Here is a 13982-nt window from a genome sequence, read left to right as displayed (position 1 = left end):
AAGGGTCGAATTCCTGCCCCTAAAGGCCTCAAGACCTATTCTACACCGGGTTTGTCGAATTTCCCAAAACAAAAGTTACCATGAGAGACAACAAAACGGGCAAATGTCTTTGCCCGTTTGCTTCTCCATTCAAGAACGGCTTTTTTCAGGGGAAGCCACCCTCTCCACTCGGTTCCTGCCCCCGGTCCATTCCCGAATGCCGATGATCATTACTGGCATGACCACATATACGATAGCAGTAGCTGCAGATACGATCCCGGAGTCATTGAAAGCCAGTGCTGCCAGCGATCCTGCCAAAATAGCCGTAAAACCGTTAAACAGCTGTGGATAGCGCTGAGTTAACATCTTCAGTCCACCGGCGGGTCGAAATGCGAGTACCGCCATCGCCAACAAAGACAACAGGAAGACTTTCCCCCAGGAGGAGAAGCGGATCAGTTTCAGGTTCATCTCCAATTTTCGGTTGATGATCTGAACGATTTCTTCAAAGTTTCCCCCTTGAAGGTCGGAGAGGGCTTTACCGATATGGGTGGGAGTTTCCACGGGAAACCAGAGGTTTAATGTAACCAACGTGAATAGGCCGATCCCCGCCATCCCCAACATTTTCATAGCGGTTCCTCGGTTCCACTTGGTCTGGAAAAACCGGAGATAGGCCACTCCGAAACCGACAGCAGAAGCCAAAGCTCCTCCCGCATTAGTTCCCCAAAAGGGAGCCGCAAAAAAGATGAGCAAGGCGAAAAAAAACAACCCCACGCCTAAACGCACCCCACGGGAAAGAGTGGTACGACGTTCCAACCACGCGGCACAAGCGAGTATCGAGGATCCGAGAACCACGCCCATATACTCGTTGCCAATTCCGTAATAGCGAGCCCCCTTAATCGGATCGTACCCGAGGAAAGAGTGCCGAATTAACGGTCCTCCCAACAAACCATCCACCACCACGGGCAAGAAGCCGAGCAAACCCGCCCAAAACAGCAAGGGAAGAGTGGACGCCCGGGTGAGTACTTTGGAAAATACCAATCCTGTCAAGACCAACGTCCCCGAGACCATCCACCAGGAACCGGCGGTCACATCGGACAGAATCAGAAATAGAAAGGGGGTCAGCATCATCGCCAACAACACCGATTCCATCCAACCTTTTCCCCGACCGTTTTTCAAAATCAACGTGAGTCCAGTAACCAAAACCAATATCTGAATCAGGATATAAGAATAGAGAACCGACGGTCGCAATCGATTGATCGACTCCACCCGGTCCACTGTACTCCAAAACATCCCGTTGTTTCCCGCCACCCCTTGAGTCGGTCGGCCCAACATCTCTCCAGGAATCTCCACTCCCATACGATCCAACAGCGTCGGGGCGATATCGATATTGCTGATAACCCCGGTCCGGCGGGTCGTAGATGAGGTGAGCAGTCCCGACTGCTTTTTTGAGGATTGGTACATCAGAACAGGAAACAACCCTTCTTCCTCTGCCAATCCACTACCGGTGGAGGTGAGCATAACCAAGCGATCCTCTCCCGCCCGGCCCAACACCTCACCCAAAAAGTCATCCAGCTCTGCGAGAACTTGATGACGGATCTCTTGCCGCACCGAGGGCGACATCGTATCACCGAATTTTTCCAGACGGTACAAATCCCCGAGATCGACCACAGCGAGACCTGGTTTTTTCCAGGAAAACAGTTGATTTCCGATGCGTCGATAATCACTTTTCACACCGTAAGGCCTTTTGGAATCGGAGGCCAACACTTTTTTGCCCACAGATCCCTCCGGTGTAATCCCCTGGCTGTTCATAGTCAACAATGGTGCATAGCGAACCGGTTTATTTCCTTCATCCAGATTGCCCAACACCAAGGTGGACAATCCTTTGCGGTGAAGAGACTCTCCCAATGCGCCGGGCTTCACGGTAAAATGAATCTTTTCATTTTCTGTCCTATATTTCATGATTCCGGGGTAAACCACCGACCCCGCGGGAGCCTCTTCCCCCATGCGACGGGTGTAGAGAATACCAGCGGATGTACTTTCCATCTCCCCATGATCCACCACTGATTCATCCGGTTCATAAAAGCTTTCATCAGCCGGTGCCACTGCCCGGGTACCCGCTCCCAAAGCAGCATAACTGTTGGGAAGCGTCTCTTTGCCTCCTGTTTTCATATTCATGGCACCTACTGAAGCATGTTCCATCATCCAGTTCAGATGTGGCTGACCCGGGGTACGAAGATCCTGCAGACGAAGACCAGGAACATTCAACCACCAGACCTGTTGGAGGGAGGCATCTGCTGTCTGCGGGGCACAAAGGCCCTCCTGAATGCCAACCAGCCACAAGACCAGACAGAGAGAGAACCCTATTGTCTTTTTGACCTTCACCTTCAACCCCCGTTTCTCAGACTCTCCTCCTATCCTTCCCCAGGCCAAAAGAAGTATGTCGTATATCTATAACACTATATCCACAGGTTATCCACAGACTTATCCACAGGCAAAACCTTTGTATAGATCTATCCACACAACTTATCCACATTATCCACAAGTACTAAAGCTTTTTTATCCACATTCTGCATAAAACAAATGAAATATGGGCCCTAGGAACAGGATTATCTGCTTAAAATCAATAAATTCCCCCTTTTCCCTCATCACCGCCCCCTCCCCGTTGTGGATAAATAAAAAAACCGGCCACTTTCAGCCGGTTACAGGTTCTTACACTAATTTCAAATTAGGATCTGCATTTAGTTCCAATCCTGCCCGTTCCCCTTCCCAAAAGCAGTACGTCCCCGCCGCAGCGATCATAGCCGCATTATCCGTACACAGTTCCAGAGGAGGCGAAGAGAGATCCATGCCTTCTTGGCGACAACGAGCGGCCAAGGCTTCTCTCAAGGCCGAGTTGGCGGAGACGCCGCCAGCCAACACCAGGTGATGCACCCCTTTGTACTGGGCGGCACGCACTGCCTTTTCCGTCAACACCTCCACGACCGCCTCCTGGAAACTGGCAGCCAAGTCCGCCTTTTTCACCTGTTCTCCTCGTTGCTCCGTGTTATGCAGATAATTGATGACCGCTGATTTCAGGCCGCTGAAACTGAAGTCCAAGGAGTCCGCTTCCAACCAAGCGCGGGGAAAATCGATCACCGGTGTTCCCTGTTTAGCCAGACGGTCAATCTCCGGCCCCCCTGGATAGGGCAAGCCCAGCACCCGGGCCACCTTGTCATATGCTTCCCCCGCAGCATCATCCCGGGTCCGACCCAGCCTCTCAAATCGGTTATGCTCCGGCATATAGATCAGTTCCGTATGACCTCCGGAGACGACCAGAGCTACCAGTGGAAATTGCATGGGTTTCACCAGATGATTGGCATAAATGTGACCCGCTATATGGTGCACCCCCACCAGAGGAATTCCAGTAGCAAAGGAGAGAGACTTGGCCGCCGCCACTCCGATCAACAGAGCCCCGACCAAGCCCGGGCCCTGGGTCACCGCGATGGCGGATAACTCCTCCTGCCGCACCCCAGCATCATCCAAGGCCTGTTGCAGAATCACAGTAATCTGCTCCACATGGCGCCGGGAGGCGACTTCCGGGACCACCCCACCAAACCGGCTGTGAATTTGCATCTGGGAGGAGATCACATTGGAGCAGAGACGGTCTCCATTTTCCACCACCGCCGCTGCAGTCTCATCACAGCTGGTTTCAATTCCCAGCACCCAACACTTCTTCATCCTCTTCACCACCCAACTCCGCCCACATGATAAGAGCATCTTCCTGATTGTCCGTATAATAGCGGGGTCGAATCCCCGTCGCCTGAAATCCTTTTTTTCGGTAGAGGTTTTGGGCGATTTCATTGGATACCCTTACTTCCAGGGTCATCTTTTCCGCTCCGGACAGATGAGCCCAAGACATCAGATAATCAAACATGGCCTCTCCGATTCCCTGACCCCGCCAGTCCGGGTGAATGGCAATATTGGTGATATGAGCTTCATTCAGTATGAGCCACATGCCTCCGTAACCGATAATTTTCTCCTCTGTGATGGCTAGGATATAAGTCGCAAACGGATTATGGACCAACTCATTGTAAAAGGCTTGACGTGTCCAGGGCGTCGAAAAAGAAGCCTGTTCGACTGCGAGCACTCCGGGGATGTCAGTCCGAGTCATCGGTTGGAAATTCACATCCGGATGCTCCTTCATTTCGGTTCCCCTCTCTCCTGGGACCGAATCCATCGGGCCTCTGCTTCTGTCAGTTGCAAGTAGTTGGGGACTGCGTCCTCGCTCTCTGCATATTCCCTGGATTGCAGACGAGCCCAGGCCAGCTGCCCAAGGTGGGTAGCACTTACCGCGTTTTCCCTTCCCAGGCCGAATACCGCTTGTCCACCCAGGAGTTGAACCGTCTCCTCCCGAAATTTGGAGACATCCTCTCCCAAAAAGAGGAGGGGTCCCTCCTCACGAAGCTCCTCCAGCCATTTAGTAAAATCGGTCACCCGTTCTTCTTTCACCGGAACTAACCCGCCTCCATCTCCCTGAAACAGTCCACTATAAACCCGATGACGCCGGGCATCAAAAAGGGGGACAATTTTCCCAGGAAACCGAACACCGTTCATCGCCAAAGCAGCTAAACTGGACACAGGGAGTAGCGGAATCTGTCTGCTCCACGCGATCGTTTTGGCAGTAGTAAAACCGATCCGGATCCCTGTATAGGAGCCAGGCCCTGCCGCAACTGCAATCGCGTCCAGGTCCTCCACCTTCAATTCCAGTTCTTCCAGCAAGTGTGCGATCATTGGCATCAAGCGAACGGAATGGTTTTTATGGAGATGGGTCGTCACTTCCCCCAGCAGGGAACCTTTTTCCAATACCGCCACCCCTAGCACCAGGGTAGAAGTATCCATCGCCAATATCTTCATCTCAGATTCAGCCCCCCGCAGATTCGTTCCAAGGCCTCTTCAGGTGGTTCGATCCGGAGCTGGCGGCAGTTCCCTTCATGAGTGATTTCTACCTGAATCCGCTTCTCCGGCAACCAGGGAGCAATGCGGCTCGCCCACTCGACGAGGGTGACCCCTTCACCATAAAAATATTCATCCCATCCCAGCTCTTCCTCAGGGGATTGGATTCGATATACATCCATATGATAGAGGGGAAGCCTTCCCCCATGATACTCCTTGATCAAGGTGAAGGTGGGACTGTCCACCGACTCTCCTATCCCGAGACCAGTAGCTACTCCCTGAGCAAATGTGGTCTTTCCCGCACCCAGATCCCCTTCCAGAAGAATCACGTCTCCCGGTTGCAATCCTCTCGCCACAGACTGAGCCAGAGACCGGGTTTCCTCCGGGCTACAACTTTTAAACAGACAATCCTTTTTCATCTCACTCATCACCCGTCGCAAATGATCGTCCCCCATTTGGGTTCCGCCTTTCCCCTTTCCACAAGCCTAGGTTGGGGGAGAAGCTCTTGCAGACGTTGTAAAAACAGTCCTCCGGATGGATTTTAGAAAACCCGATCCCCACCGTCCACAATCTTTTTACACTGCTATGTAAAAAATGGCCAGTCTTCACCATGGTACCACAGGTGCCCCTATGGGATACACCCGAGAATCTTTTGGATATAGCAAAACCGCAACCTGGAAGGCTGCGGTCGATTGGAGCGGGTGAAGGGAATCGAACCCTCGCATTCGGCTTGGAAGGCCGATGTTCTACCACTGAACTACACCCGCATAAAATGTAATTGTATGTAACTGATGGTCGGGGTGACAGGATTTGAACCTGCGGCCTCCTCGTCCCGAACGAGGCGCTCTACCAAGCTGAGCCACACCCCGGAAACACTGATGTGTTAAATGGTGCGGTCGGCGAGACTCGAACTCGCACGGCCTTGCGGCCACTACCCCCTCAAGATAGCGTGTCTGCCGATTCCACCACGACCGCACAGGATCCACATTCAGCTTTGGTGCGGGTGGAGGGACTCGAACCCCCACGCCGAAGGCGCTAGATCCTAAATCTAGTGCGTCTGCCAATTCCGCCACACCCGCGAAGGCTACTGTTCCCTCTCTTGCAGGGAAATTTCACAAAGACAAGAACTATATTATCACGCCTTCGAATGACTGTCAAGAATTATTTCTTCCTCATCCTATCACACGGGAGCGAGTCTATTTATAACACCATCGTACATTTGTCTTTTCATCGATCACTGGTGACCCATCCAGGATTCGAACCTGGGACACCCTGATTAAAAGTCAGGTGCTCTGCCGACTGAGCTAATGGGTCTTATTCAATGGCTGGGGCGGTAGGGATCGAACCTACGCATGACGGAGTCAAAGTCCGTTGCCTTACCTCTTGGCTACGCCCCAGCACTAATATATAAAGTGGGGCGACCAGTGGGAATCGAACCCACGATGCCGGAGCCACAATCCGGTGCGTTAACCACTTCGCCATGATCGCCATAATTAAAATGGCGGAGCTGACGGGGCTCGAACCCGCGACCTCCGGCGTGACAGGCCGGCGTGAACTCCAACTTCACCACAGCTCCGCATATTGTGTGTGATCCGGGAAACCAGATCATGGTGGACGGTGACGGGTTCGAACCGCCGACCCCCTGCGTGTGAAGCAGGTGCTCTCCCACTGAGCTAACCGTCCAGATGAGAAGAGGAAGCGCGAGGCGAGAGGGGAGATTCAGAAATGCATAATGCATCCCCATTTCCCACAGCTCACATCTTACTTCCTTCCAGTATGGTGACCCGTAGGGGATTTGAACCCCTGAATGCCAGCGTGAAAGGCTGGTGTGTTAACCGCTTCACCAACGGGCCTTACGATCTACAATCGATGGCGGAGAGAGCGGGATTCGAACCCGCGCGGGGCCAAAACCCCCTAACGGTTTAGCAAACCGTCCTCTTCGGCCTCTTGAGTATCTCTCCGCAGAATGGCTCCTCAGGCAGGACTCGAACCTGCAACCTACCGGTTAACAGCCGGGCGCTCTACCATTGAGCTACTGAGGAACACTTTCGAAGCGACATATTTCATTTTAACCGATTGCGTTCAAATTTGCAAGAGGTTTTTTAAAAACTTTTGAGGTCACATCGCTAATGACCCCACAAGCAGGTACTTAATTAAATTAGCATAGGTGTGTGAGTTCCGTCAATCGTTTTTGCAACATTTTTCTGCGTGCCGTCACCAGATGCAGATCGAATCTGATGCCGGGGTACGCCGATCAGTCCACATGCAAAATGGGCTGTCGAACCATCGGAGCCTTATATCGGGTCATTTTGAATCCAGGCGTGTTAATTAGCCATATTTTAGGTAGGAAATCAGGACGGGATAGTGGGGCGGTGAAGAACCTTTGCGTTCTTTGCAAGAGATCGTAGCCCTCCCACCATCCCTGTCCCCTCAAGGGATATTTTACGATGGGGGCAACGGGAAGAGCGAAAGATCGTTTCGTTCCCATCATCTATTTTGTGGTTAATCTACATCCCTGCTCTGAATTATATAAAAAACCGGCGAAAATTTCGCCGGGACACTCGAATGTGTCTGATCCCTCCATAGCCGGAACTGGAGGCGAGTCCGTTGGCCCCTCACCTGTTCGATCCACTTTTCGGTTTAGTTCCCATGATCCCCAAAGACCCCTGTCACCGTCTCCAAGGCATGGGGCAACACGGGTAAAACTGCCTCCAAACATTCCTGAACCGCCTTGGGGCTTCCAGGAAGATTAAGGATCAATGTTTTTTCCCGCAACCCGGCCACCCCGCGGGAGAGCATCCCATAGGGGGTTTTGCGGAGCGAGGCGAGCCGCATCGCTTCCGGGATTCCTGGTACCTCCCGATGGATCACTTCCCGCGTCGCCTCCGGCGTCACATCTCGAGGGGACAGACCGGTTCCGCCAGTGGTCAACACCAGATTCAGCCCCTCTACGTCAGCCATCCGAATCAATATTTCTTGAATCCTCTTCTGTTCATCGGGCACCAATTCCCAGGCGGCCACCTCGAAATCCGGCTCATGGATCAGCTGCCGGATCGTCTCCCCACTCCGGTCCTCCCGCTCCCCGCGAGCCCCCTTGTCACTGGCCGTTACGATTCCGACACGCCACATCTGATCCCTCCTCCCCCGGTCTTTGATAATCCTTGCTTTTTCCACCGGTCTTGCGAATCAGACAGATTTCCTCCACCACCATGGACTTGTCGAGGGACTTGCACATATCATAGATGGTAAGGGAAGCGATACTGACAGCAGTCAGCGCCTCCATCTCCACCCCTGTCACATGGTCGGTTTTCGTCTCCGCCTCCACCACCAACAAGCTGTCCCCTTCTTCACGGAAGCGGATGTCGGCACCTTTAAGCGGAATGGGATGGCACATAGGGATCAGATCCCAGGCTTTTTTCGCAGCCATGATGCCCGCCACTTGGGCCACTGCTAGCACATTTCCCTTGTGAATTTCTCCTTGCCGGATTTTCTGGAGCGTCTGGGGACACATCCGGATCCGGGCTCGGGCGACGGCAGTGCGGCGGGTCACTTCCTTTTCCGATACATCCACCATCCGCGCCCGTCCTTGTTCGTTAAAATGAGTAAAATCAGCCAAGCAATCGCCTCCTGTTAGCCTCCGATAAAAGACATCTCTACTTTTTGTTTGCGGGGCAAGTCCTCTGTTAAGGTGTGTCGCTCATCGGAATACCGATCCTGTCGCCGGGACCAGACCCCCTGGATCCGGTTCAACAGCTCTTCCTCCCCAGCTCCCCCTCGCAATAGCTCCCGCAGATCGGTTCCCTCTGTGGCGAACAGACAAGTGTATAGGCGGCCATCCGCTGACAGGCGGGCACGGGTGCAGCTGGAGCAGAAGGTGTCTGTCACAGACGCGATCACCCCGATCTCCTCCTCACCGCCTTGGTAGCGATAGCGATCCGCCACTTCCCCGTAATAATTGGGCTCTATTTTCTCCAGGGGCATCTCTTGGTGGATCCTTTCCAAAATCTCCCGCTTGGAGACCACCTGTTTCAGATCCCAACCGTTGCTGTTGCCCACATCCATAAATTCAATAAAACGAAGGATCGATCCCTGCTCCCGGAAATAGCGGGCCATGGGCAAAATCTGATCCTCATTCACCCCTTTTTGCACCACCATATTCACCTTCACCTTCAACCCTGCGGCCTCCGCCGCCTCAATTCCCGCCAACACTCTGCGCACATCCGAGCGATGACCGTTCATTTGCGCAAACACCTGAGGGTCCAAGGCATCCAGACTGATATTGACCCGATCCAACCCCGCCTCCTTCAGGGGTTGGGCCTGTCGGGTGAGGAGGGAGGCATTGGTGGTTAATGCCACGTCCCGGATTCCCTCCACTCCTTTCACCATCTTCACCAACTGGGGCAGGTCTCGACGTAGCAAAGGCTCCCCGCCAGTGATCCGCACCTTCTCTACTCCCCCGGTGGCAAACAACTGAACCAAGCGTAGAATTTCCTCAAAGGTGAGTAGCTCTTCTCGTGGCAAAAAAGGATAATCCGGGCCGAACACCTCTGCCGGCATACAGTAGCGGCATCGGAAATTGCATCGGTCCGTCACCGAGATGCGAAGATCCCGGAGCGGACGACCCAGGGCATCACTCCAAGTCCTGTTTTCTTTGCTCATCGCTCCCACCTGCTTTCCCTGGGATTCATCCTGAGGGAGGAAGTGATGAGTTCCCCCGCCTGGGAGTCGTCATATCCCCCCAACTGTGCCGCCATCTCCCGCAATTCCGGGGAACTCAGAATTCGGGTGAGAACCTTTCCCCCTGCGCTCTCCGCCACCGATTGGGATAGCACCAGATCCAAGGGCTCCCGCCAGGCCGGCTTCCATTGCAATTCAAAGGCCTGGGCCACAGACCGGGGACCCACTGTCACCTCCGCAGTTCCTCCAGCCAGAGAAGCCGCCGCCTTCCAGTGAGAGCCTTCCGCCCTCTCCCAGCCTGATGGACGCCTCCCCTCGGCTCGTTCATCCAGAAGCTGTGTCAGTCGTTCCCGGATGGGGGATCCCGGTGGTTGGTTGATCAGGCGAAGCCCGGACCGAATTAAATCCTCCACTCCCCTGATCGGCGTGGGAACCATCGCGGAGGTGATCCAGCCCATCTCCCGTTCTGCCACCCGGAGTCGGATCATTCCCGGAAGGAGCTCTTGTCGAAGATCACCTGGGAGGGCAACAGCGTGACAACCGCCTCTTTGCAACAGGTCCAAGCCCTCCTCCGATCCGGTATACTCTCGAAAGAGTGACCAACCGGGAAACATGCGGCGGATCAGAGCGCCGACTCGATCCAAGAGAGGATCGTCACAACCTGTCAACACCAAGGTCTGCTCAATCTCCGTCGGTGTCCGTACCCATTCCAGTTCCACTGGTTCCCCGGCCTTCAACCTCTTCGTCTCCACTGGGAGACGAAGCCAAGCATCCGCTCGGACCACCGACATGGTGACTCCGCTCCCCTTTGCCAGGGGAAAAGCTGTATACTGGCCCTCTACATGAGCGACCCGCATCCGAATAAAGTCCTCTGCCCCAGTTCCTCCCTGCACCTCCCGAACCAACCGCGCACGGAGTGAAGGAGAAGTCTCTGCCCCCAGCCGATACCAATGTCGGATCAGGGGACGGACAAACCAGTCAAAGGCAAGATAAGCGGATACCGGATACCCTGGTAGACCAATCGCCGGCGTCTCCCCAATCTTCGCCAGCACCACCGGCCGACCAGGGCGGGTGGTCACTCCATGGAGAAGGACTTTCCCTACTTGCCCTAACACCTGTGGAGTAAAGTCCTTGCTACCAGCGGAAGAACCGGCATTCACCACCAGGATGTCGTATCGATCCGCCGCACTCAGCAAGGCCTCCCGGAGTGCTTCTTCCCGATCTGGCACCACTCCCCAGCGGTCCGGCTCCGCACCACACTCCTCCAGAAATCCTGCCAACACCGTGCTGTTGAACTCCCGCAACTGTCCCAGTTCCAAGGGAAGTCCCGGAGGGACCATTTCCGAGCCGGTGGGGAGGATCGCTACTCGTGGCGGACGCAAAACGCTCAACTGCTTCACTCCCGCTGCCAGCAACGCTCCTTGATCCACCGGGCGAATCTGGTGACCCGACGACAACACCACTTCCCCTGGGGCTACATCCTCCCCCGGTTGTCGCACATGTTTCCAGGGATGAGCCGGTTCGACCAGCTCCACTTCTCCCCGGTCCAGGAGTTTCACTTTTTCGATCATCACCACACTGTCCGCATGTTCCGGCAATGGGTCCCCGGTATTGATATATGAAAAATCTCTTCCCTCCTGGAGACGGAGGGGGTGGGTCGGAGAAGCCCCCTGAGTCACCTGCGACCGGAGAGCAATCCCGTCCATCGCCGCCGCCGGGTGGGGTGGCATCGAACTCTGGGCCACCACCGGCTCCGCCGTCACCCGCCCTCGAGCATCGGAGACAGGAATGATCTCCCTCCGAGGATGGAAGGTGACCGCATCCAGCAGACAGTGGAGTGCTTCTCTTCGAGATATGGAATCCAATCTATACTTCTGCAAAGAATCCTCCCCTTGATGATTCCATTCACCTTCAGAATATTCGCCGCAAAACCAGCATAGCACCTGTCTTCCCTCCCTGTCGAGGCGGAATCCGCCCACTGCTGGCAAAAAAGATGGGAATCCAACTCAATCTTTGGTACCGTAGAATCCAGAAGTATTATAATCACATCATCACCTGGAGGGATCTGACATGGCGGAGCAACCACCTCCTTTTTCCCAGATTGTCGCCGATCTTCCTGCAGCGGTACCCTTTGTTCCACCTGAGGAGATGGAGCGGAGAACTGGAGTCCAGGTTCGTCTTCGGCTGGGGGCCAACGAAAGCAGCTTCGGCATGTCCCCCTTGGCCCGGAAAGCGATGGAGAACTCACTGGAGGAGAATTATTTGTACGGAGACGCACTCAGCTTTGATTTGAAGGAGGAGCTGGCGGCTCGCAACGGCATCCCAACCAAAAGGATCGCCGTGGCCAGTGGCATCGATGAACTGCTGGGTTGGATCACCCGGGTCTTCCTCAACCCCGGCGACTCGGTCACTGCCTCCCTCGGCAGCTACCCTACCTTTCATTATCACGTGCAAGGATTTGGAGGCCGTCTGCACCAGGTTCCCTACCGAGAAGGAAAAAATGACCTGGATGCCCTGGTGGAGACCGCCCGTGCCACCGGCTCCCGTATCCTCTATCTGGCTCATCCGGACAACCCGACGGGAACCTGGTTCACCGCCGCCGAACTGAAGGAGTTTCGCCAGCAGCTCCCCACCGATTGTCTGCTTCTCCTGGATGAAGCCTATCTTGAATTCGCTCCTGAAGCCGCCCATCTCCCCCTGGATCCTGCGGATTCGGGAGTGATCCGGACACGAACCTTCTCCAAGGCCTATGGCATGGCGGGCTTGCGCGTCGGCTACGCCTTTGCCTCGGAAGAGATCATCACTGCTTTTGACAAGATCCGCAACCACTTTGGCGTAAGCCGGATCGCTCAGGCAGGTGCCCTGGCTGCCCTGAAGGATGATCTCTTTGTCCAACAGGTGGTAAAGGAAGTAGCTGCGGGCCGCCGGGAGTATGAAGCCTTGACCGAAGAGCTGGGCTGGACCGCCTATCCCTCCGCCACCAACTTCGTCGCCATCGACACGGGGGAGGCTCACCGCGCCGCCGCCATTCAAGAGGCCCTCTGGCAGCGGGGAGTCTTCATTCGTGTCCCTGGCGTCGCTCCCCTCAACCGCTGCCTGCGTGTCAGTGTAGGAACTCCAGCAGAGCGGCAGGAATTTGCCCGCATTCTGCGCGAGGTGGTAGAAGCGCTGTAAACAGAGGAAGACCACCTGTAGGTGATAAGCTCCCGAGGTGGTCTTCCTCTGTCCATCTCCAGTACGATCGGGAGAAAAATTCCCGATGGATCACGACTCTTGCAACACCATGAAATCATAGGATTGAAACCGCACCCGTCTTGGCAACATCTCCGTGATTCCTTTGATTTCCTGTCGCTTTTGCAAATGGCCGGTTTTCAAATCGTAGGTTTCTATCGTATGTTTCTTGGTCTTGGAATCGTATTTGTAGAAGTAGACATGGTGGTCTGTAAAGGTGGTCTGTTCACCATAGGAGTGTTCCCAAGTTGCCTTATAGACTTTAAGCGAAAACTTTTTCCCCACTTTCTCGGTTTTTCCTTCGAGAAGAATAAGTACAATCCTTCATTGATCTTGGCTTTCAAGATCTCTCATGCTTTTAACAAAACCCTGACGTCTATATTTAATTATGAGGAGGAGACTCAATAGTGGAAATTCTTGAATGGGTTATTCTTTTGTGGCGGGTACAGTCATTGTGAGTGAATCATACAAGGCATGGTTTGAAAGTAAACAAGAATCAAAAGACGAACGGGGACAATTACTGATTTATAAGTCGAAGGCTCTTTCCTACACCATTTTATCCTATGGTATTATCATAGGTGTAGTCTTAGTTGCGATTTTTGATGTACTATTGCCTCAGTACTTTATCTATTTTGTGATGTTGGTCATGTTTTTTCAGAGCATTGGCTCTTCCATTTACTTGAGCCTTTTGCAAAATGGCTTTCTGGTTCAATAAACCAGAATAACACTCAGGGAAACCAGTCTTTCACTTTCGCAAACTAAAGTGATATGGGCATACGGGCAGAATTTTGGAGATTCTCTTTTTAAGCTACTTCTTTGGAAGCCTGAGTTTTCTTAACAGCCAGCGCGGTCGCTAATAAAACGATGGCATTCAGGTACACGTGGGTGGTTCCCTTCGAAATCCCGCAAACATGAAGATCGTTCGTCGTGAGGTTTTCTTTTAATCGACCGTTACATCGTTCCACGCTCGTCCGTTCATCGTAAAGCTTTTTCCAGTTGCGCGATCCCCGATGCGGAAGGGAAAAACGCCGTAAATTGTCACGAATGTCCACTTTCTGTACCATCCCGTCCCGTAGTTGGAGCTCGAGCACCATGCCGTACCATGGGGACAGTCCACCTTGCCTGCCGCATGGGGGCAACGGAACTTTAAGCGGTGTTGATCT

Annotated in this window: 11 protein-coding genes, 12 tRNA genes and 2 pseudogenes; 2 read left to right on the top strand and 23 right to left on the bottom strand. The window is 53.8% G+C overall.

Annotated features, from left to right (window positions below; genetic code table 11):
- Positions 1-129 precede the first annotated feature (129 nt).
- The 21 genes from JOD24_RS12115 to JOD24_RS12015 all read right to left on the bottom strand — a co-directional run bounded on the left by JOD24_RS12115 (position 130) and on the right by JOD24_RS12015 (position 11531).
- Positions 130-2361: a hypothetical protein gene (locus JOD24_RS12115; RefSeq protein ID WP_380164727.1), complete on the bottom strand. Its 2232-nt coding sequence runs from the start codon at positions 2359-2361 to the stop codon at positions 130-132.
- A gap of 327 nt (positions 2362-2688) precedes the next feature.
- The gene (tsaD, locus tag JOD24_RS12110; RefSeq protein ID WP_380164729.1) at positions 2689-3696 is read right to left on the bottom strand and encodes a tRNA (adenosine(37)-N6)-threonylcarbamoyltransferase complex transferase subunit TsaD; all 1008 of its coding nucleotides are present in this window, start codon (positions 3694-3696) and stop codon (positions 2689-2691) included.
- On the bottom strand, positions 3668-4162 hold the full coding sequence (gene rimI, locus JOD24_RS12105; RefSeq protein ID WP_380164731.1) for a ribosomal protein S18-alanine N-acetyltransferase: 495 nt from the start codon (positions 4160-4162) through the stop codon (positions 3668-3670). Before rimI ends, tsaD begins: the two co-directional genes overlap by 29 nt.
- Positions 4159-4872 carry a tRNA (adenosine(37)-N6)-threonylcarbamoyltransferase complex dimerization subunit type 1 TsaB gene (gene tsaB, locus JOD24_RS12100; protein ID WP_380164733.1) on the bottom strand — a complete coding sequence of 238 codons (714 nt, stop codon included), beginning with the start codon at positions 4870-4872 and terminating at the stop codon, positions 4159-4161. The genes rimI and tsaB overlap by 4 nt, the downstream gene beginning before the upstream one ends.
- Positions 4869-5330: a tRNA (adenosine(37)-N6)-threonylcarbamoyltransferase complex ATPase subunit type 1 TsaE gene (gene tsaE / locus JOD24_RS12095; protein ID WP_380164967.1), complete on the bottom strand. Its 462-nt coding sequence runs from the start codon at positions 5328-5330 to the stop codon at positions 4869-4871. Before tsaE ends, tsaB begins: the two co-directional genes overlap by 4 nt.
- Before the next feature lie 274 nt (positions 5331-5604).
- Positions 5605-5678: transfer RNA gene (locus JOD24_RS12090), tRNA-Gly, on the bottom strand.
- Positions 5679-5703: 25 nt separating this feature from the next.
- Positions 5704-5780, bottom strand: a tRNA-Pro gene (locus JOD24_RS12085).
- 19 nt (positions 5781-5799) lie between these two features.
- Positions 5800-5886 (bottom strand) — tRNA-Leu (locus JOD24_RS12080).
- 20 nt (positions 5887-5906) lie between these two features.
- Positions 5907-5990 (bottom strand) — tRNA-Leu (locus JOD24_RS12075).
- 159 nt (positions 5991-6149) lie between these two features.
- A tRNA-Lys gene (locus JOD24_RS12070) sits at positions 6150-6225 on the bottom strand.
- A gap of 8 nt (positions 6226-6233) precedes the next feature.
- A tRNA-Gln gene (locus JOD24_RS12065) sits at positions 6234-6308 on the bottom strand.
- A 16-nt stretch (positions 6309-6324) separates the two neighbouring features.
- Positions 6325-6399, bottom strand: a tRNA-His gene (locus JOD24_RS12060).
- A gap of 11 nt (positions 6400-6410) precedes the next feature.
- Positions 6411-6487: transfer RNA gene (locus tag JOD24_RS12055), tRNA-Asp, on the bottom strand.
- Between the two features lie 32 nt (positions 6488-6519).
- Positions 6520-6594 (bottom strand) — tRNA-Val (locus JOD24_RS12050).
- Between the two features lie 94 nt (positions 6595-6688).
- Positions 6689-6764 (bottom strand) — tRNA-Glu (locus JOD24_RS12045).
- Between the two features lie 17 nt (positions 6765-6781).
- A tRNA-Ser gene (locus tag JOD24_RS12040) sits at positions 6782-6872 on the bottom strand.
- Between the two features lie 6 nt (positions 6873-6878).
- Positions 6879-6953, bottom strand: a tRNA-Asn gene (locus JOD24_RS12035).
- 598 nt (positions 6954-7551) lie between these two features.
- Complete coding sequence (locus JOD24_RS12030; protein ID WP_380164735.1) at positions 7552-8040, bottom strand: MogA/MoaB family molybdenum cofactor biosynthesis protein; 489 nt, start codon at positions 8038-8040, stop codon at positions 7552-7554.
- A complete protein-coding gene (gene moaC / locus JOD24_RS12025; protein ID WP_429246983.1) occupies positions 8009-8527 on the bottom strand; it encodes a cyclic pyranopterin monophosphate synthase MoaC in 519 nt (172 codons plus the stop codon). Before moaC ends, JOD24_RS12030 begins: the two co-directional genes overlap by 32 nt.
- A gap of 14 nt (positions 8528-8541) precedes the next feature.
- Positions 8542-9570 (bottom strand): GTP 3',8-cyclase MoaA, encoded by a 1029-nt coding sequence (moaA, locus tag JOD24_RS12020; RefSeq protein WP_380164739.1) that lies wholly within the window; start codon positions 9568-9570, stop codon positions 8542-8544.
- Positions 9567-11531 (bottom strand): molybdopterin-binding protein, encoded by a 1965-nt coding sequence (locus JOD24_RS12015; protein WP_380164741.1) that lies wholly within the window; start codon positions 11529-11531, stop codon positions 9567-9569. The genes moaA and JOD24_RS12015 overlap by 4 nt, the downstream gene beginning before the upstream one ends.
- Positions 11532-11658: 127 nt before the next feature.
- On the opposite strand from JOD24_RS12015, the gene JOD24_RS12010 reads away from it, so the two are divergent.
- Complete coding sequence (locus JOD24_RS12010) at positions 11659-12762, top strand: aminotransferase class I/II-fold pyridoxal phosphate-dependent enzyme (RefSeq protein WP_380164743.1); 1104 nt, start codon at positions 11659-11661, stop codon at positions 12760-12762.
- A gap of 90 nt (positions 12763-12852) precedes the next feature.
- Here the strand turns inward: JOD24_RS12010 and JOD24_RS12005 are convergent, their stop codons facing one another.
- Positions 12853-13104 (bottom strand): hypothetical protein, encoded by a 252-nt coding sequence (locus JOD24_RS12005; RefSeq protein ID WP_380164979.1) that lies wholly within the window; start codon positions 13102-13104, stop codon positions 12853-12855.
- A 12-nt stretch (positions 13105-13116) separates the two neighbouring features.
- On the opposite strand from JOD24_RS12005, the pseudogene JOD24_RS12000 reads away from it, so the two are divergent.
- Positions 13117-13227 (top strand): annotated as a pseudogene (locus JOD24_RS12000) (helix-turn-helix transcriptional regulator); the annotation flags it as partial.
- Between the two features lie 395 nt (positions 13228-13622).
- Here JOD24_RS12000 and JOD24_RS11995 read toward each other — a convergent pair.
- Positions 13623-13982, bottom strand: a pseudogene (locus tag JOD24_RS11995) (transposase); the annotation flags it as partial.

This window comes from Kroppenstedtia sanguinis (genome assembly GCF_050433445.1).
Classification (GTDB): domain Bacteria; phylum Bacillota; class Bacilli; order Thermoactinomycetales; family DSM-45169; genus Kroppenstedtia; species Kroppenstedtia sanguinis.
Note: the sequence above shows the minus strand (reverse complement) of the source record. Positions and strands in the feature narration are given on the sequence as shown.